Genomic DNA, 19,554 nt, shown 5'->3' with positions numbered 1-19,554 from the left:
GCAGCAGGAAGAATTCATAGTAATTAAAAATAGAATTGTAGAGTAAGAGAGGAATCGAACACAGATGAGCACCAAGTCAGAACGGCTTCCCGCAGGTATAGAGGGAAACCAGGGAAACACCTACCTTCAAGGCTTCAAAGATTGTATTCCAACCCTCCTGGGCTACCTGAGCATCGGTTTTGCGGCAGGTGTTGTCGAGCGCACCGCAGGTTTCAGCCTGCTCGAAATTACACTCATCTCACTGCTGCTTTATGCGGGCTCCGGGCAATTTATTGCTGCAGGGATGATAGCGGCTGCTAGCCCGATCCTATCGATCATTGTTACGATATTTTTTGTTAATGCCAGACATCTGCTGTTAAGCGCCGCGATTGCCCCGTACTTTAAAGGGCTTTCCTCGGGAAAAAGCTTCTTTATCGGCTCCCTGTTAACTGACGAGACATTTGGTGTTGCGGCAGCCAAGGCCACCGAACAGAAGAGACTCGGCTATCAATGGATGGTCGGCCTGAATATCACGGCGTATCTGTTCTGGTGTGCAGCCAACGTAGCGGGGGGGCTAGTTGGGGAGTGGATTCCGGATCCGGAGAAGTTTGGTCTGGATTTTGCATTGCCCGGAATGTTTATTGGATTGCTGGCTTTGCAATGGATCAGCCGTAAGAAGTATAAGCTGGACTTCATGGTGGTTATGATTGCGGCCGTTTCGGTGGTAGCTGTCAGTACGATTCTGCCCGGAAGTGCGGCGGTGATTGTCGCAATTATGGTTGCGGCTACTGCAGGGATGGTGATCGAACGATGGAAATAAGATGGGATATCGCCATACTGATTATCGGTTGTGCTGTCGTAACCCTCATTCCAAGGGTTTTGCCGCTTATGATCCTGAGCAAGCTCCGCATTCCGGAGATGATGATCCGGTGGCTCAATCATGTGCCGATTGCCGTCATGGGTGCGCTGCTGGCCCAGGAGCTGCTCCTATCGGATGGACATGTAGATCCAGGTGGGCATACACTCGAATTGATTGCGGCCGTGCCCGCTTTCCTCACCGCTTTTCTCACGAAAAGCCTGTTTGCCACCGTCATCGTCGGGATCCTGACTTTGGTGGTGCTCCGCTTGTTTTTCTGACAAAACGAAGCGCTATGTTTGGGATGTTTTTCGTGTCCCTAACCGGAACGCTTAAAAACAGCCATATTCCTTGGAATGACGAGGAATATGGATGTTTTTATGTTCATTTGCTACCGTTCATTTGGGAAACTAGGATGTGCGAAGCCAGTGGCGGTAGATTTCTTCCATTCCTTCTTCCAGGCTAATTAACGGACTCCACCGCAGCAGCTCCCGGGTCCTCTCATTATTCAGGCAGCTATGCCGAATATCGCCGTTCTTCGTAGGCAGATAGTTGACATCAATGCGGTCAGGATGCAGCCGGCTGATGAGATCGACGAGTGAATTGACGGAATGGCCGGTGCCGGTGCTAACATGAAGAACGCTCTCATCCCCGTGTTGGATGGAGGCGAGGTTCGCTTCAACCACATCCTTAACATAGATGAAATCCCGGGTTTGTTCGCCATCGCCGTATATATGAAACGGAGCGCCTTGACGCAGGCGATCACAAAATACCGCCACAACACCGCCCTCCCCCTTCGCAGTCTGACCCGGTCCGTAGACATTCCCATAACGAAGAATGGTGTACTGCAGGCCGAAGAAGCGGTGGTATAAACGGATATATTGCTCGCCTGCCACTTTGGAAAGTGCATAGAAGGAGATCGGATTAACCGGATCATCCTCCGTCAGCTGAGATTTCTCCAGGTCCCCATATACACCTGACGTCGAAGCAAACACAATCTTACGGACCCCAGCCTTGCGACATGCTTCAAGTATATTGATGGTCCCCATAACATTCGCATCCGCATCAAGTCGAGGCTCCTTGATCGACTGCTGCACGTCGGCCTGTGCGGCCAAGTGGAACACGACGTCCGGCTTCAGCACGGAGATATATGCAGTTGTCTGCTGACTGTTTACATCGGCTACATGTAAAATCGCCTCGCTGTGCAGGCGACCTGGATCTCCGGTTGTCAGGTTATCGATCACATGGACTTCATAACCTTGATTAACGAGTCCGTTCACCAGGTGGGAGCCGATAAAGCCTGCTCCGCCAGTTACAACCATCTTCATGTCGTAAACCCTCCAGCCTTTTGATTGGAATGCTTTATCCTACGTGATACGGGAGGTTCGTGCATTGGACAATTGACAGGGGGGGCGAAGGAATGGGCAGATTAGATTGATGTTTACATTCCTGTTATAATGGAAGCTGCAATTTAACATTATATTTACACAAAAGAGGGAATGGAAAATGGAACGCTACCTTGAACAAAGGTTGAAATTAAGCATACTCGTTTTTTTGACGCTCTTATTGAAGTTGATCCTTCTAAGAGTGTTTCTGTTTAATGGGGTCGTATGGGGTAAGGTGCTTACCGACGCGCTATCCCTGTTGGTCCTGATTAGCCTACTGGAGCTGATCCTGCCGGTAAGAGGGAAAAAGATGGTCTATGTGATCCTAGATGTCGTATTATCTTTTATCATGTTTGCGTCCGCGGTTTATAACGTTCATTTTGGGTCCATACCGACGTATACCGCGCTTGCGGGTATCGGTCAAGTAAACCAGGTAAGAGCCAGCATTACGGCTTTGTTAGAGCCGGAGCACTTTCTCTTCTTCCTGGACCTGCTAGTCCTATTGGTCATATGGGCGGTTCGAAAAATTCGTTCGCGCTCGCGAAGAGGATTGCACTTTGGTGGAGTCCGTTCCAGTTATTCCGCATCCTATTCGCGCAGACCTGGAATGAAGTGGCGCATCTCCATGACGGTTGTGCTGGTCATTGCGGGTGTTCTGTCCGGACTTATCATCCGTAAAGAATGGGGAATCGAGAATGAAATCGTGCGAGCGGAGCAAATGGGCTTTATGAATTATCAGGTATCGGCCGTGATCCGGAATTCGCAGGAGAATCGTGCCCTGGCCGAAGGGAGTCTGCAGGACACCATTCTGCGGTCCCAGCAGCTGCTGGCGACCTATCCTTACGTTAAGGAAGCAAAGGACAAGCCGGACTACTTCGGCGCTGCCAAAGGCAAAAATCTGATCATCGTTCAGATGGAATCGCTGCAGAACTTTCCGGTGGGTCAATCCCTGAATGGTCAGGAGCTGACACCCGTGATGAACCAGCTTGCGGATGGCGGCCTGTATTTCCCGCATATCTTCCAACAGATCGGGCAAGGCAACACTTCCGATGCCGAGTTTGCGGTCAATACATCGATTTATCCGACCGGAACGGTGGCGATGTCCACCGGGTTCGGAAATAAAGAGCTGCCGGGTCTGCCGCGGCTCTTGAACAAGCACGGGTATATTACTACGACATTCCACGTGAATGATGTGAAGTTCTGGGATCGAAGTAAACTATACCCGGCACTTGATTTTCAGCATTATTACGACAAGCCGTATTTCACCAATGATAACTTCAATGAATTTGGACCTTCCGATGAAGAGCTGTTCCGTGTCGGCGTGGACAAGCTGCTGGAGAATCAACAGCAGAACAAGCCTACCTATGCCCATTACATCACGGTATCCAACCATTCTCCATACCATGTGAAGGATGAATTCGCGAAGATCACCCTGCCGGCTGAGCTGGAAGGGACCCATCTGGGGAATTACCTGAAGTCGGTGAATTATTCTGATTATGCACTCGGAACACTGGTTGACCGTCTGAAGCAGAACGGGTTGTGGGAGGATACCGTACTGGTTGTGTACGGGGATCACTTCGGCATCAATCCGGCAGAAGCCGACGCCAATATGATCTCGTCAACGCTAGGGATTCCTTACCATGAGCGGGTCAGCCGATTTAACATCCCGCTTGTCGTTCATGTACCCGGTATGAAAGAAGGAAAGGTCATCGAGCAGGTGGGGGGTCAGGTCGATATTCTGCCAACCGTTGCTAACCTTTTAGGCGTATCGCTGGACGATGAAGGTTTTAACGCATTTGGGCATGACCTGCTGAATGTGGATCGCAATGTAATCGGGATGAGATATTATTTACCGACAGGGTCTTTCTTTAATAATGACATTCTGTTCGTGCCTGGAGACGGATTTGAGGACGGCACGGCGGTTTCCTTGAAGACGCTCGAGCCCGTAACAGACATCACGCCGTATCGCAGCGATTATGACTATATTCTGCAGTTGATGAAGCTGTCCGATGAATATGTGAAAATGCTGCCCAAGCGTGCGCCATAAAGCCAACAGTAGTTAACGAGGAAGAGGATTGTTTCATCAAGCCTGACGCAGGCATGGATGAAGCAGTCCTTTTTTTTCTTGCAAAAGCTGCGCTGGAGGATTGTCACTGTTTCGTCATCTATGCTATTATTACTCTTATTGTTAACCTAATTTTTATTTAAATAGGTTAACATTTAAAACGGAGAGGGAGAATGAAGATATGACGACTCAGATCCATTATGATTGGGCGACGCTGGCTGACCATGTTGTGCAAGGGCATGATATTACGCCGATTGAGGCCTTGGCAATTCTAAACAGCGAGGATCAGGAACTGCTGACGGTTATGCAGGCTGCATATCGCATCCGCCGCGAGTACTACGGGAATAAGGTCAAGCTGAACATGATTGTAAACGCTAAATCCGGTTTGTGTCCTGAAGATTGCGGATACTGTTCCCAGTCCATCGTTTCGGAAGCGCCTATCGATAAATATGCATGGCTTACCAAAGACAAAATTCTCGAAGGCGCGCGTGAGTCGATTCGCCGAAAGGCGGGCACCTACTGCATCGTGGCTTCCGGTCGCCGTCCTACCAATCGAGAGATTGATCATGTAGTCGCAGCGGTGAAGGAGATTACACAGACTACTCAGCTGAAGGTGTGCTGTTGCCTGGGTTTTTTGAATGAGGACCATGCGCGTAAGCTCGCCGATGCCGGTGTACATCGATATAACCATAATTTGAATACTTCCAAAGATAACTATGAACAGATTACGACCACGCATACATACGATGACCGGTTAGATACCGTGAAGCAGGCAAGCTCTTCCGGAATGTCCCCTTGTTCCGGAGCTATCTTCGGGATGGGCGAGAGCCTGGAAGAACGGGTGGAGATTGCGTTTGCTCTGAAATCGCTTGGAGCGGATTCGATTCCTTGCAATTTTTTGAATGCGATTGAGGGCACTCCTCTTGAAGGGCGCAAGGAATTGACCCCGACGATGTGTTTGAAGATTCTTGCCATGATGCGGTTTGTTAACCCCACGAAGGAGATTCGAATTGCAGGGGGACGCGAAGTCAATCTGCGTTCCTTGCAGCCGCTGGGATTATACGCAGCCAACTCGATTTTCATCGGCGATTATTTAACGACAGAAGGCCAGGCGCATACCGTAGACTGGGGATTGATTGAAGACCTGGGCTTTGAAATTGAAGAATGCGCTTTGTCATGATGTATTGACATTTAAACATGAAGCACATACTATATACCCGTAGGGGTAGGGACTGGGGTTGAATGTCCCATGCTCTTTCCACCAAGCATCAAGCTGATGCACATGACAATGATGGGGGAATGCTGCGTGCTGATTGCATCTGCCGCTCTGATTATATTTATATTCAGTATATATTACCGGAGGTATGTACCTATAACTGGCCTGCGGTTCATGAAGTGCAGTGAACTTCGACAGGCTCAGAAGGAATGTCCGAATCTGAAAGTGCTCGATGTACGCGATGTAACCGAATATATGGCCTGTCCGCAGAAAGAGACAATTAACATCTCTCTCGGAAGATTGCCGTATGTGTGGGAGCAGGAGCTCAGACCCGATGACTCCGTGGTCATTGTAACACCGAAGCGTTCGGATGGAATCCTGGCTGCGCGCAAGCTGAAGAAGGCTGGCTTTACTTCGCTTTTTTATTTACAGGAGGATTGCACGGCTTGTAATTCCATGCAACATGTTTCACTGAATTAATAATGATCTGATCAGCAGGCTGATGCTGGTCAGATTTTTTTTGTTTTTCCGGTGAAAGGATAAAATTTGACAATGATAATCGTTATCATTTAGAATGGAAGAATATCGTTCATTTTACGGTTATTTTCGCTAAGGGAGTGTTCGTTCAATATGTTGATCGAGACGAAAACGATTATTGTTAAAGCAGGCACATCCAATCTGGTTGTTGAGCGTTTTAGCAAGCCGGGACCCATTGAAGAAATTGAAGGTTTCATCGATCTGAATGTCCTTGTTAAGAATGCAAAGCGTACCGACGAAACGGAAGAAGTCATCGTCATGATTCGCTGGGAATCCAAGGAAGCTTGGAAACGCTGGGAAACCAGTCCCGCACATATTCAAGGACATCGTGATAAACGCGGCAAGCCGCAGCCTGAGCATGTGATTAGCTCCAGCCACGGCATGTATGAGGTTATGGCATCCAAAGGACCGAGGCCTGTTCAACAGGCATAATATCTTTATTATCCCATAAAGAAGCGACTGCTAAAGCCGCTTCTTTTTTTGTCCCATTGTAACGTCGGATGGGCTATCAGGGGTTAAAGCGATAGATTTTAGGGAACCGTAAAGGGATGAAAGACAGGATCAGCTAATCATTCCACCTACTGTTTGGAGGAAGTCACCTATGTATCATCTATATAGCCATAATGATCTGGATGGTGTCGGTTGCGGTATCATCGCCAAATGCGCTTTCGGTGAAGGAATTGATGTCCGTTACAACTCCATTCACGGTCTGAATCAGCAAGTCGCAAGATATTTGAACCGGACTTCCGTGCAGGAGAATCCATATGATGTGTTGTTTATTACGGATTTGTCCGTCGCTCCGGATATGGAGAAGGAACTGAACGTGTTTGTCGAAGAGGGAGGGCAGGTGCAGCTTATCGATCACCACAAAACGGCTCTTCACTTTAATGAATATAGCTGGGGGCAAGTGGACGTCACGCATCGGGACGGCCGCCCAGCATCGGCAACCTCACTATTCTATGAATATTTAATTGAGCATGGACATCTGGGCAGAAGCAAAGCGCTGGACGAATTCGTAGAGCTGGTCCGCCTCTATGATACGTGGGAATGGGAAGAGAACCAGAAGATTGAGGCTAAACGCCTGAATGATTTGTTCTATATGTTGTCCCTTGACGAATTTGAGGGCAAGATGACGCAGCGTCTGCGGGAGCAAGGGAGCTTCTTCTTTGATGAGTTTGAAGAGAAAGTATTGGATATGGAAGAAAATAAAATCGATCGTTACATCCGCCGCAAGCAGCGGGAACTCATTCAGACCTTCGTGGGGGAGCATTGCGTAGGCATCGTGTATGCCGAATCCTATCATTCTGAGCTTGCCAGCGAGTTGGGAACGACATATCCTCACCTGGATTACATTGCCATCTTGAACATGGGGGGGAGGAAAATGAGCCTTCGCACAATTCATGATCACGTGGATGTGTCCGAAGTGGCGATGCGGTACGGGGGAGGCGGTCATCCCAAAGCAGCGGGGTGCACGATTTCCGAGGAAGTGTATCAATTATTTGCTGCTGACCCGTTCGAGCTGGAACCGATCCGATTCGACGCTTCACGGAATCAGTTCAACATGAAGGGGACGGAGTCCGGCGTTCTTTACGAAAGCTGGAGCGAGGATCTGCTGTTTGTTTATGCCCACGTCGGGGAATGGATTGTAGAGTGGAACGGGGAACCCCTTCCATTCAAGTTCAAATCGTTCGAGGAGGCGGAGCGACACATGAAGCGACAGTATGGCGCCTGGCTCTCCAGGGATGACGTGTTTGTGAAGATGCTGAAGGAACAATGGAGGCGAAACCGTTCCAATGACCGGCCGGGACTGCCGCCGGATATGGATGAGGAGAAGTTAATGGAAGATCTGTAGAATTAACAGCATCAAGGGTGGAGGAGATCTATCCTAAAGACGCTTTATTGTGAAACAGGAGGAATATACGGTGAAAAAAATGATCGCCGGCTGGGCTCTTGCCCTGTTAACGGCAGGCATCCTCGCATGGAGTCAGACTCAAAGTCATTCCGAGCCCTCCATTCCCTCGGCTGTTCACAGCAAGGAGCTGCTGAAGGATGTTCCTGTACCTTGGTCCGCTACGAAGAACACCATTCGATTGAATACATCCGATCCAGTAAGTGCGGCCGTACTGACCTCCAAGACGCTGTGGCAGTCCACGAATGAGCATAGTCGTCCGCAGACGGTGATTCTGGTGGATTTGGCTCAATGGTCCATTGCGGCTGTTAGCGTCGATCTGACCCAGCTTAGCGAAGGGCCTCTGCTGTTTGTGGAGGAAGGGGGGATTCCCAAGGAGACGCTGGAAGAGCTGCGACGGCTGAAGCCAAGGGGAGCGGAGCATAACAAGGGTATTGAGATTATTACTGTCGGTCCCATCTCGGATAGGGGAATGAAGGAGCTTCACGGGCTTGAATATAAGACCGATCACATTGCTGCCGGGGAACCTGCAGAAGCAGCAGCCGCTATTGATAAATACGCTGCTAAGGTATCCGGATCTGTACCCACCTCGGTTATTGTCGGGTCGATGGATCGTCCGGACTATACGCTTCCTGCGGTGAGCTGGATTGCCCATATGCCGGAAACGATGCTGTATGTTCACGAGAAGAATGTGCCTGAAGAGACGGCACAGGCGCTTCATAAGCGGAAAGGGAAAGCGAATATCTATATCATCGGTCCCGAAAAGGTGGTATCCCGGGCAGTCGAGGACGAGTTGCGGCAATATGGGAAGGTGACGCGAATATCCGAGGATGACCCGTTCGAGAATGCCATACATTTTGCACAGTTCAATGATCCCGTAACAGGCTTTGGTTGGGGCGTTCAATCGCCGGGTTACAGCCTCTCGTTCTCGACCCCAGATTCGCCCGTATTGTCCATTGCAGCCGCTCCATTGTCCCATATGGGTAAGCATGCACCTTTATTGTTTACGGACCGCGACGGAGTGCCACGCTCCATTACGAAGTATGTAGACTCGATACGGCGTCAGAGAGGCACGTCCCATAAGGAAGCTCCTTATAATCATGCCTGGATTATTGGAGACGAACAGACCCTGACTACGAAGCTCCAGAGTGAGATTGATGAAATTCTGGACATGGATGCAGGGCGTGATTAATGTCGTCCTCCAAGTCCATTGGTAGGTGAAGATGGCCATGGTGTATTGAATGTAAAGAAACCGTTCCTTTCGTAAATGGCGGGTAGCACTTCCATTTTACCAAGAAACGGTTTCTTTTCGTTTGTCTGCAGGAAGGGAGGAACGATTCGTACACATAGCGTCGCATAAAAGAAAAAGAGGGCATCCCGCCAGATCTAGGATCTTTTGGGACACCCTCTTTGATATTCGATGATAGGTTCAGGATGCGAACGTTCATCGCCATATTTTAAGTTCAGTGATATTCGCAGGGATTAAGCATACCAACCCCATACGAAGATGAACAGCGTTCCGAAGATTGTGACAAGGCCAACGAACAGAGCGTAGGCAATGTTGATGTAAACGGATTTTTTGTCATCACTTTCCCCGACGTGCATGAACAGCATGAGCTGAACGGCTGCCTGCAGGATAGCGGTAACCAGCAGAACGGCCAATTTCGAAGCTGCCGGCATATCCAGCAGAACGACGAGTGCAACCGCTGAAAGGACGAGAGACGATATATAACCCGCTACATGCTTAATTGGAAACAGCTGTTTTAACATGTCACATCAGTCCTTTCAAGTATACAAAGCTGAAGATGAAGATCCACACAACGTCCAGGAAGTGCCAGTAGAGCGAGAAGATGAAGGACTTGTTGGCTGTGGAATGATCCAGTCCATGCTTTTTAATTTGAAGCAGAATGCCAGTTCCCCACAGGAGACCGAATGTAACGTGAGCTCCGTGGGTACCAAGCAATGTGAACAAGCTGGAGGAGAAGGCGCTGGTTGAGAGCGTTACTCCTTCATGCACATAGGTGAAGAATTCGAAGATCTCGATTCCAAGGAATCCTGCACCGAGCAGCAGGGTGATGACCATAAAGATCATCATCTGCTTTTTCAGTCCCAGACGCATCGCATGAACAGCCAAACCAATGGTGAAGCTACTCGTTAAGAGCAGGAACGTTTCAAGTAATACAGGTGTAATTTCAAAGATTTCTGCTCCGCTCGGACCACTGGCAAAGCGGTTCACGAGAACGAAGTAGACGGTAAACAAGGTTGCAAAGAGCGCAATTTCAGCTCCAAGGAACAGCCAGAATCCAAATATACGATTACGGTTTTCCTCTGTTCCATATTCCAGCGGCTGAGTGGCATCTATTTTCATACCGTATCACCCCGCAGTTTCTGTTCGGTTTGAACAATCTCTTCAACCGGGATGTAGTATCCGTGATCACGGTCAAAGGACATGGTTGCCAAAATAATCAATACCGCAATACCGGCAACGATGGATGGAATCCACCAGCTGAATACCAGGAAGAAGCCAAGGAAGAAGAAGGCGATACCCAGTATAAATGGTTTTCCGGTGTTGCTTGGCATGTGAATCTTCGTGATTTTCTCACCCGAAAGCGGCTCGTTGTTTTTCTTCGAGAACCAGAAGGCGTCGCGGCCTTTGACTTTCGGCGTTACCGCAAAGTTGTATACAGGAACCGGACTTGGTGTCGACCATTCGAGTGCGCGTGCATCCCATGGATCTCCTGTTTTGTCGCGCGGCTCGTAACGTGTACTCCAGTAGATGTTGTATACCAGAATGATAAATCCGATCGCCAGGCCTACCGCACCGACCATCGACAGCATATTCAGCGGACCAAAGCCGGTTTCGGCCGAATAAGTGTACGTACGGCGGGTCATCCCCATAAGTCCCAGGAAGAACATCGGGAAGAACGTAACGTTAAATGAGATGGCAATGAACCAGAATGCGATTTTGCCAAGCTTTTCGTTCAGACGGAAGCCGAACACTTTAGGGAACCAGTAATGGAAACCGGCAATGACGGCGAATACGGCGCCTGGAATGAGCACATAGTGGAAGTGGGCAACCAGGAACATCGTATTGTGATACTGATAGTCGGCACTGGCCATCGCCAGCATGACGCCGGTAACACCGCCGATCGTGAAGATCGGAATAAAGGCAAGCGAGTAGAGCATCGGCGTCGTAAAACTGATTCGACCCTTTCGAAGCGTGAAGAGCCAGTTGAATATTTTGATTCCGGTCGGTACGGCAATCGCCATCGTCGTGATGGAGAAGAAGCCGTTAACCATAGCCCCTTGACCCATCGTATAGAAATGGTGGGCCCATACCAGGAAGGACAACCCGGAGATAATCACCATACTCAATACCATGGAGCTGTAACCGTACAAGTTTTTTCTGGAGAAAGTCGAGATGATCTCACTGAAAATACCGAAAGCTGGCAGAATGACAATGTATACCTCAGGGTGTCCCCATACCCAGAACAGGTTGGCCCATAGCATATCCATGCCGCCGTTGGCCATCGTGAAGAATTGCGAACCAAAGACGCGGTCGAACATCATAAGCAAGAGCGCAATCGTAAGTACAGGGAAAGCAAAGATAATAATGACGCAAGTGATCAATACAGACCACGTAAACATCGGCATGCGCATCAGGGTCATGCCCGGAGCACGCATCTTCAGAATCGTCACGATAAAGTTCAGACCTGTCAGCAAGGTACCAATCCCTGAAATCTGAAGCGCCAGCGAGTAGTAGTTATTGCCGACCGTCGGACTGAACTCGATACTGGCCAGCGGGAAATAGGCGGACCAGCCGGCATCCGGCGAGCCTCCGATTACGAAGGAAATGTTGAACAGCATCGCGCCGGCAAAGAACAGCCAGAAGCTGATTGCGTTCAGTTTAGGGAAAGCTACGTCACGGGCACCGATCTGAAGCGGAATGATGACGTTCATCAGACCGAAGATAAACGGCATCGCCATAAAGAGGATCATGATGACCCCGTGAGTCGTGAATACTTCATTATAATGCTGACCGTTCAGAAACTTCATGTCCGGCGCAGCGGTTTGCGCACGCATCATGATCGCGTCCACGCCTCCGCGGAACAGCATGATCAATGCACAGATGATGTACATGACCCCAATTCTTTTGTGATCCACGGTTGTGAGCCATTCCCGCCAGAGATAACCCCACTTCTTGTAAAAGGTTAAACCGAAGAGGATTGCAAGCGAGACGAGAACAATACTCACCATGGCACCGTAAATTAACGGATCACCGGTAACGAAAAATTCGTCCCATTTCATAAAGGCCTAGCTCCTTTCTGGATGTATGAAGTAGATCGGGTGAAGAACGTTTTCCTCACCGATTTAATGTCCTTCATGTTGATGATTTGGACTTTCTTCAGCCGGGGAGTCCGGCAGCGGTTCGTTTGGATCCACGTTCGTTTCGCTGTCAAATTCCGTTTCTTCCGTTGTTGCAGGATCCGGGTGGACCTCTTTATGGTTCTGATGCTCCTCATTGCCGTTGACATCACCGCCATGGTGATGGTCTTCGGATGGCGGCGGGCTGAATTCCAAATGTGTGTTGGAGAAGGTCATTCGTCCGACATGCGCGGTATCCAGAAGCTTCTTGAACTCATCTTCCTTCAGTTCAGGCGCGGTATCCTTTACATCCTGAACCCACTCATCGTACTCGGCAGAGGTCATGGCAAGGGCTTCGAACTCCATATGGGCAAAACCTTCGCCGTTGAAGTTCGCGTTACGGCCCATCATCGAACCTGGTACGTCGGCAACCATGTTCAGCTTGGTAATCATGTCGCTCATCGCATACTTCTGCCCGTGAAGCTGAGGGATCCAGAAGCTTGTGATCGGACCGAAAGAGTAGAGACGGAATTCGATCGGACGGTTGGTTGGAATGTTGACGTAATTGACGGTCTCAATACCTTCTTCCGGATAGCTGAAGTGCCATTTCCAGTTCGAAGAGGAAGCGTAAATGACCAAAGGCTTTTGGTTTTCGTATCCTTCAGGAACGTTCTCGACGGCGACCGTCGTTTTGACGGTTACCACAGAGAGCACGGCAACGATCAAAATCGGAATGGCAGTCCACAGAATTTCCAGCCATTTGTTGCCCTCTTCATGAGGCGGTTCGTAACCTTCGTTGGATTTCTTGGCTCGATATTTTGTGAGCATGTAGATATAGAGCGCGTAAACAACCGCTAGTATTCCGACCATCATGAGAATGGAGAATATGATTGTATCGGATAGGGTTCTCGCAGCCGGTCCTTTCGGATCTAATACCGTGATCGAGCTGCAGCCCGATAAGAGCAAGGTAAAGCATAAAAACAATGCAAATAACGGCCCTCTTTTGTTCATGATGTACCCCTTTCCTTGAAACGTTCGTTCGATTCAATGTTACTAACACATCTATAGTAGAAAGTTCCGGTCGGCTTTGCAAAACACATAAATTTGTATAATTAACAGATAAACCCACATTCGTGTCAATGTATGTAATTTTATGTGTTCAATTTGTTACAAAAGGGGAGGGTTGTGAGCGAAATCATTGTAGTGGCGCGGTTTTGAGGCAGTTCATAGTTTGTTCAAACTTTCACGAGAGTTACCAGTTTCGTCACAATTCCGGGCCTGTTTTTCGCCACAATTCTCCTCTGATCTTGCTGAATAAATCCCAGTATTGATAAGGGTTTAGACTTGTATGTATATTATTTCACAATTAGATTGAAGCGATATTTTATTTCCAATTTACTTATTTCACCAAAAGTATCGAATAGGCTTGTGATATAATATAACTAAAATTTGGAACGTTATTTTATACTGGGAACCTTGAGTTTGCTTGAGTGGAAAGAGAGGGGACGATGTGCGGTCGTTCTGGATATGGTTTATATTTCTTGGTTTAAGCTGGATTTTTGCCTTCCTCCCTGTGATCCAACATGGCAATCCTGACCAATTTCCTTGGAGATTGGGGAGCAGCGCCATTTTCTTCACGGCCTTTTTTCTATCGCCGTTATACCGCGCCAAGCCTGCAATGCTATTTGTCACACTGCTCGTTGCGTCTTTATTCTCCATGATCTCCTTATGGCCAACCAGCACAAGTGCATCAAACCCATACATTCTACTGGTTTATTCCATTCTGGCAGGAAAAGCCGTGTATCGGCTTCCGCGAGCACGTACATGTTTATATGGAGAAACCGCCCTTGCGTCTCCAATCCGAGTCGCAGGATGGGGGAGAACTCGTTCGTCATGATATGGGACTTCAGCTGCTGTTCGGATTTTCGTTATTCCTAGTGATGTTTACCGTTGGGTTCAAGGTGAATACGATTACGAAAGATAAAGCATCCGGCGTTTGGAACCGGCTCATTCTGTCTCCTGTCCGAAAAACGGAAATGTATATGGGTCACCTATTATACAGCTCTTTGATCGGCGTCTTGCAGATCATCCTGGTGCTGCTCATCTTTCGTTATGGTTTCGGCTTCAACTTAGGCGACCAATATGACTTGCTGCTGCTAGTCATTGTAATCTATACACTGACCATCGTCGCTTTATCGATGCTCTTGGTCGGCATATTGCAGTCACCTGAGCAATTTGGGACGTTGTTTCCGTCCATCATTCCAATTATGCCGCTCATCAGTGGGGTATATATGCCGCCAGGTACAATCACGAATCCGATTCTGCTTGGCATTGCGGAGGTCATTCCGCTGACCCATGCCATGAAAGCATTGACGGGAATAGCCGTGTACGGTTACGGCATCGCGGATCTCTGGCTCCCAATTTCCAAATTGCTGCTCATCGGGGTGTTGTGCATGGGCATAGGAATTAATCTGATGGAACGTCGTCATGTGTAAAAGAGGATCGTCGGCAAGAAGAATGTCGTTTTGTAGAAATCGGAAAATCGCCGTACCTCCGAAATAAGATAGCAAAAGTGGCACACTGACAATAGGAATGGGCCTTCCCTGTGGATCAAAGTCCGGGGGAGGGCCCTTTTTCTTATGATACCGCATGGAGGCGGATAAGCTCCGCAAGCCGGATAAGCCCGCTTTCCAGCTGATTGTACGAGGCGTAAGCATAGGATAGGCGCAGATGCTGCTGGTCGTTACGATCATATATATTTCCGGGATTAAGCAAAATGCTCTCCCTCAGCGCTTGTTCAAAAAAAGGGCGAATGGAGAGGGGGTTCTTGATGCAAAGCCAAATATAGAATCCGCCTTGAGGGATATTCCAGCGTGCGATATCGTGGAAATATTGCTCCAGTAACGACAGGGTAAAGTCTCGGCGTCTCATCAGCTCTGCACGGATCTGATCGAGATGATCATCATATAACCCGCTGGAGAGCCATTCGGCGACGGCATGCTGGGAAAGTGAGCTGGAGCCGTAATCGGTTTGCATTTTGATGTCGGACAGCCGGTCGATGACCGGCTCAGGCCCGACGATCCATCCGATGCGCAGCCCGGGACCCAGGGTCTTGGACATGCTGCCCATATAGAGCACTAGGCCTTGTTTATCCGAAGCTTTCAGAGGGAGGGGTGAGGGGGTGTCTAACCATAAATCCCCATACACGTCATCCTCGATTAAGGGCAGCCTTTCCTGAGCGCAAATCCGAAGCAGCTCTGCTCGTCTGTCGGAAGACATTAGCGTTCCGGTAGGGTTATGAAAGGCAGGGATGGTATACAGCAGAGCAGCCCTGTGTTGGCGCTTAAGTCTCCCGATGGCTTCCGTTCGGATCCCGTTCTCATCCATAGGGATGCCGTGCAAATGCATGCCGGCGGATTGAAACACATGGATCGAGTTCAGGTAAGAAGGATTCTCTACTAAAATGGAGGAACCGTGATGCAGCAGTCCAAGCGAGATCAGCTGTAAGCCTTGCAGCCCGCCGGAGACGATGAGTATGGAAGCAGGGGAGGCCATAATCCCTTTCTTTTTCAGATGATCGCTGATGATTTCCCTTAAGTATAGGCTCCCTTTCGGTTCCGAGTAGCCCAAGGTGAAGCGGCTGGACATCCTGCCGCTAAACGTCTCCCGCATTTGGTCAATCGGAAGGAGATCAGGAGAGAGCTCGCCTGTTCCGAGACGGATCATGCTAGCATCGGCTTCCGCACGATTGATTTGCTGGATCATATGGATATTGGGCTGATAGGAGCCGGATTTTACATATTGATTCCAATCAGGCGGAGGTGTGGCAGCAAGTAAACTCCATGTATTGTTAATAATTACGGTCCCTTGTCCCACGCGGGATTCGATTAAACCGTCTGCGGCGAGCTCCCCGAGTGCATACACAATGGTGCTGCGGTTCACTTGAAATTTGGCAGCCAGATCTCGCTGCGTGGGAATTCGGGTTCCGACCGGCCATTCCCCGTTCATGATTCTGCTCTTGATAACATCATAAATTTGCTGATGAAGCGGCACATTGGAGTGCTTATTCAATTTCCATTCTTCAGCCATAGGTATAGGTAAACCCGCTTTCATGTAGGAATATGCCTCAGTATAACTCATTGGTTGGGTCAAGTGCCAACCAATTGGTTGGAGACGCAGCCGATACCCTCCTTTACAATGGTGGAAATATTCGCTGGAGGTTTGGTTTCATATGATAGGCGTCATCGTTCATGGATTCATTCTAGCTTTGGGTCTTATTCTTCCTTTGGGCGTGCAGAACGTGTTTGTATTTAATCAGGGAGCGGTACAACCCCGCTTCATCAAGGCACTGCCCGTCATGATTACCGCATCGCTATGTGATACGCTGCTGATCTCATTAGCGGTTCTGGGGGTATCCGTTGTTGTTCTGGAATATGAATGGATCCGAACTGTGCTGTTTTCATTGGGGATCTGTTTCCTGGTCTATATGGGAAGGGTAACCTGGGAGAGTAAACCTTCGGGTCAAGCGCAAGAAGAGACTCGTTCGTTTACGCCGAAAAAGCAAATTGTATTTGCCATGTCCGTATCCTTGTTAAATCCGCATGCTGTTCTGGACACGATCGGGGTCATTGGCACAAGCTCGCTCCAATATACAGGGATCGACAAAGTGGTCTTTGCCGTTGTATGTATCGCAGTTTCGTGGTTGTGGTTCTTGGGTCTTGGAATAGCGGGCAGGACAGCGGGAAGGATGGATCCATCAGGGAAATGGTTGTCCACGTTGAACCGAATATCAGCGTTGATTATGTGGGGAATAGCGGGGTATCTGGGGGTTAGCCTGATTCTATCCTAGCCGAAACGGTATGTGTGATTTTTTTATTATAGAAGATAAATCCCTTTGCCCACTCCTCTTCCAACCTATATAATGGGCCTAATTCAAAAGGGTATAAGGAGGGGGACTTATGGAATATAGATTAATAAAGGCGGATCCCAAGGTGTTCTCGAAATATTTTGCTACCTATTATAAGAATAATTGGTTTAGACCGAGCTGGGGTGATTCAACCAAGGTTCTAGCGGATTCGGACGACGGTTACTGGGTTGTCTTAGGTGACGATAAAGTGGCGGGAGTTTATTTGTCTGACCATTCCATCGGACTTGTGTTTGGTATCCCCCCATATTCTATTACCACAAAGATGATTGATTACGTGAAGAGCTATACCTTAAAATCCTGGAATTTGACAGAGTCTCTGCATGCTCATAATGTTCTGGTTGAGCAGGAGATCGCTTTTCGTGAAAATGGTTTCGTTCAGGTTGAATCCAGGCAATGCATGATGCGGCCTACCGAACAGCTGGAAACATCGATGGATCTCCATTATATGGATAGAAGACCCACAAAAGAAGATATGTCTAAGATTGTAGAGGTGTTTAGGGAAGCGTATGCAAATGGCCCGGATGAGCGGGAAGTCCAGGTTTATGCGGATGATGCGGCCCGATATTTTGACATAGTGGACCCCAAGCTGTTGGAAGCCTCTTCAGTAGTATATGACCGAACAACGGAAGAAATCGTCGGTGTATGTTTGATCTCTTTATGGGAGGGCCTGCCATTGGTCTTTAGCATCGCAGTATTGTCTCAACATCGAGGAGTGGGGTTGGCGAGCGCGATGCTGGATAGGGCATTAACGGCCTTGGAGCCTGATTACCCTGTGCTGCGCCTCTTTGTAACGACGGGGAATCAAGCGGAGCAACTGTATAGGAAGAAAGGTTTTCTCTCCGGCGGGGAATATCATCATCTTAAATACACCATAGAGTAAGATATGCTGCGCAGGGTGTTTGGTAGTGTGATAAACGGAAGATCGTGCTTTGATCTATTCTCTAAGGGGGCATTCAGGTGAATATTTCGATTGGCGGCTATTCTTTTTATAATACGTTTCTGGATGGAAAAATGGATGTGTTCGGTTATTTGGAGACGGTGAAGTACCGGTACCGAATGGATGCGGTTGATTTGTGGAACGGTTTTTTCATCGATCGGAGCGATAGCGTATATAAGCTTGCTGATAAGAGTTACATCCGGAAAATCAGAGAGGCACTGGATGAGAAAGAGATGAGGGTGGTTAACTTTGCTGTGGATGGAGCGCACCTATGGGATCCAGACCCGGATATCCGGCAGAAGCTGTACGAGAACGCGCTGGTTCATCTGGATGCCGCTGAAATCCTGGGCGCCGAAACCGTGCGAATCGACACCGGCGGCAGTTATAAGGAATCGGAGCCGATGACTAACGAACAGTTCGAGTATACCGTTAAACGTTATCGGGAATATGCGGATCGTGCAGCGGATGGCGGTTATACCATTGGTCCGGAAAATCATATGGGCGCATCGCTGCTTCCGCGAGAAATGAAACGGCTTGCCGAGGAAGTCCAACATCCGGCTTTTGGTTTTCTGCTTCATCTTGGCAGATGGAAGGCAGATGAGGCTGAAGGTGATGAGATGGTTGCCCCATGGACGGTACATACTCATTTTGATGCAAAAACAGCAGTCCATCCCGATGCGGAGGAGAAGGTACGGAGCCTGCTCGCAGGCGGATACAAGGGTTACTGGGGCGTCGAATACAATGCGCCGCACAACCAATATGTGGAGATGGAATGGATTATCGGTACCGTCAAACGGATCGTGAGTAATGCCAGTCGAGTTGAGTTGGAATGATGAAATCGTGCGAGATGGTTGCTTTGTATTGCAATGGAAGTGCATTTGAAGAGCGTTTAAAGAGCATTGGAAGGGCGTTTGTATTGCGTTTGAAAGACATTTGAAAGGCATTTGAAAGGCATTTTTATTGCATTGTATGGCATGGCATTGTATTGCATTTGCATTGCATTGTATTTGTATTGCGTAGTATTGCATTGTATTGTATTTGCATTTCTAACGGACTAAGCATCCGTTATTTAGTTAAAAAAGATGTGTTTAACTAGTTTAGCGGACATGAGATACGTTATTCGCCGTAAAAGTGTGATTATCGCCCTATGTTAACTGAAATAACGGATCTGGTGTCCGTTCGATTCGCGAAATAAGCAATTCTGAACGAAATAACGGGCCTGGCGTCCGTTCGATTCGCGAAATGAGCTATTTTGATCGAAATGAAGGTGCTATTGTCCGTTCGATTCGCGAATTAAGCTATTTTGATCGAAATAAAGGCGTTCATGTCCGGTCGTGCCAAATGGGAAAGAAAATCCGTACTCGTCTTAGACTGATAC

The 19,554-nt window shown here is 48.6% G+C and carries 18 protein-coding genes; 12 read left to right on the top strand and 6 right to left on the bottom strand.

The genetic code is table 11. From position 1 onward, the window contains the following. The first annotated feature begins 64 nt into the window (after positions 1–64). Together J7E85_RS03020 and J7E85_RS03015 are read left to right on the top strand one after the other, a co-directional pair. Positions 65–799 (top strand): AzlC family ABC transporter permease, encoded by a 735-nt coding sequence (locus J7E85_RS03020; RefSeq protein WP_215154854.1) that lies wholly within the window; start codon positions 65–67, stop codon positions 797–799. Continuing rightward, positions 790–1,116, top strand: coding sequence for an AzlD domain-containing protein (locus tag J7E85_RS03015; protein WP_215154846.1), 327 nt, complete (start codon positions 790–792; stop codon positions 1,114–1,116). The genes J7E85_RS03020 and J7E85_RS03015 overlap by 10 nt, the downstream gene beginning before the upstream one ends. 129 nt (positions 1,117–1,245) lie before the next feature. On the opposite strand, the gene J7E85_RS03010 is transcribed toward J7E85_RS03015, so the two are convergent. Next, positions 1,246–2,163: an NAD-dependent epimerase/dehydratase family protein gene (locus tag J7E85_RS03010; RefSeq protein ID WP_215154844.1), complete on the bottom strand. Its 918-nt coding sequence runs from the start codon at positions 2,161–2,163 to the stop codon at positions 1,246–1,248. Between the two features lie 178 nt (positions 2,164–2,341). Here J7E85_RS03010 and J7E85_RS03005 point away from each other — a divergent pair, with 178 nt between their 5' ends. The 6 genes from J7E85_RS03005 to J7E85_RS02980 all read left to right on the top strand — a co-directional run bounded on the left by J7E85_RS03005 (position 2,342) and on the right by J7E85_RS02980 (position 9,139). Next, positions 2,342–4,267, top strand: a complete 1,926-nt coding sequence (locus J7E85_RS03005) for an LTA synthase family protein (RefSeq protein ID WP_215154842.1) — start codon at positions 2,342–2,344, stop codon at positions 4,265–4,267. Positions 4,268–4,466: 199 nt separating this feature from the next. Continuing rightward, a complete protein-coding gene (gene bioB / locus J7E85_RS03000; RefSeq protein ID WP_215154840.1) occupies positions 4,467–5,465 on the top strand; it encodes a biotin synthase BioB in 999 nt (332 codons plus the stop codon). A gap of 96 nt (positions 5,466–5,561) precedes the next feature. Further along, complete coding sequence (locus J7E85_RS02995) at positions 5,562–5,981, top strand: rhodanese-like domain-containing protein (protein ID WP_215154838.1); 420 nt, start codon at positions 5,562–5,564, stop codon at positions 5,979–5,981. 150 nt (positions 5,982–6,131) lie between these two features. Further along, a complete protein-coding gene (locus J7E85_RS02990; protein ID WP_213644932.1) occupies positions 6,132–6,470 on the top strand; it encodes an antibiotic biosynthesis monooxygenase in 339 nt (112 codons plus the stop codon). Positions 6,471–6,639: 169 nt separating this feature from the next. Beyond that, positions 6,640–7,890, top strand: coding sequence for a DHH family phosphoesterase (locus J7E85_RS02985; RefSeq protein WP_215154836.1), 1,251 nt, complete (start codon positions 6,640–6,642; stop codon positions 7,888–7,890). Positions 7,891–7,969: 79 nt separating this feature from the next. After that, positions 7,970–9,139: a cell wall-binding repeat-containing protein gene (locus J7E85_RS02980; RefSeq protein WP_251035437.1), complete on the top strand. Its 1,170-nt coding sequence runs from the start codon at positions 7,970–7,972 to the stop codon at positions 9,137–9,139. 290 nt (positions 9,140–9,429) lie between these two features. On the opposite strand, the gene qoxD is transcribed toward J7E85_RS02980, so the two are convergent. The 4 genes from qoxD to qoxA all read right to left on the bottom strand — a co-directional run bounded on the left by qoxD (position 9,430) and on the right by qoxA (position 13,323). Next, positions 9,430–9,717 (bottom strand): cytochrome aa3 quinol oxidase subunit IV, encoded by a 288-nt coding sequence (gene qoxD, locus J7E85_RS02975; RefSeq protein WP_215154832.1) that lies wholly within the window; start codon positions 9,715–9,717, stop codon positions 9,430–9,432. Between the two features lies 1 nt (position 9,718). Continuing rightward, positions 9,719–10,315 carry a cytochrome aa3 quinol oxidase subunit III gene (gene qoxC / locus J7E85_RS02970; protein ID WP_076321252.1) on the bottom strand — a complete coding sequence of 199 codons (597 nt, stop codon included), beginning with the start codon at positions 10,313–10,315 and terminating at the stop codon, positions 9,719–9,721. Further along, entirely contained in the window at positions 10,312–12,255 is a 1,944-nt protein-coding gene (gene qoxB, locus J7E85_RS02965; protein WP_215154830.1) for a cytochrome aa3 quinol oxidase subunit I, read from the bottom strand. The genes qoxC and qoxB overlap by 4 nt, the downstream gene beginning before the upstream one ends. A 63-nt stretch (positions 12,256–12,318) precedes the next feature. Beyond that, positions 12,319–13,323: a cytochrome aa3 quinol oxidase subunit II gene (gene qoxA, locus J7E85_RS02960; protein ID WP_215154828.1), complete on the bottom strand. Its 1,005-nt coding sequence runs from the start codon at positions 13,321–13,323 to the stop codon at positions 12,319–12,321. Positions 13,324–14,144: 821 nt separating this feature from the next. Here qoxA and J7E85_RS02955 point away from each other — a divergent pair. Next, positions 14,145–14,807 carry an ABC transporter permease gene (locus tag J7E85_RS02955; protein ID WP_215154826.1) on the top strand — a complete coding sequence of 221 codons (663 nt, stop codon included), beginning with the start codon at positions 14,145–14,147 and terminating at the stop codon, positions 14,805–14,807. A gap of 142 nt (positions 14,808–14,949) precedes the next feature. On the opposite strand, the gene J7E85_RS02950 is transcribed toward J7E85_RS02955, so the two are convergent. After that, entirely contained in the window at positions 14,950–16,401 is a 1,452-nt protein-coding gene (locus J7E85_RS02950) for an aminotransferase-like domain-containing protein (protein ID WP_215154824.1), read from the bottom strand. Positions 16,402–16,543: 142 nt separating this feature from the next. Here J7E85_RS02950 and J7E85_RS02945 point away from each other — a divergent pair, with 142 nt between their 5' ends. The 3 genes from J7E85_RS02945 (at position 16,544) to J7E85_RS02935 (ending at position 19,009) form a co-directional block, all read left to right on the top strand. Beyond that, entirely contained in the window at positions 16,544–17,161 is a 618-nt protein-coding gene (locus J7E85_RS02945; RefSeq protein ID WP_215154822.1) for a LysE/ArgO family amino acid transporter, read from the top strand. 109 nt (positions 17,162–17,270) lie between these two features. Further along, on the top strand, positions 17,271–18,119 hold the full coding sequence (locus J7E85_RS02940; protein ID WP_215154820.1) for a GNAT family N-acetyltransferase: 849 nt from the start codon (positions 17,271–17,273) through the stop codon (positions 18,117–18,119). A 77-nt stretch (positions 18,120–18,196) separates the two neighbouring features. Continuing rightward, a complete protein-coding gene (locus J7E85_RS02935; protein WP_215154818.1) occupies positions 18,197–19,009 on the top strand; it encodes a sugar phosphate isomerase/epimerase family protein in 813 nt (270 codons plus the stop codon). The last annotated feature ends 545 nt before the right edge of the window (positions 19,010–19,554 follow it).

The sequence above is a fragment of the Paenibacillus sp. ISL-20 genome (genome assembly GCF_018613005.1).
GTDB lineage: Bacteria > Bacillota > Bacilli > Paenibacillales > Paenibacillaceae > Paenibacillus_AQ.
The sequence above is the reverse complement of the archived record's forward strand: the minus strand, read 5'-3'. Positions and strand labels throughout refer to the sequence as shown.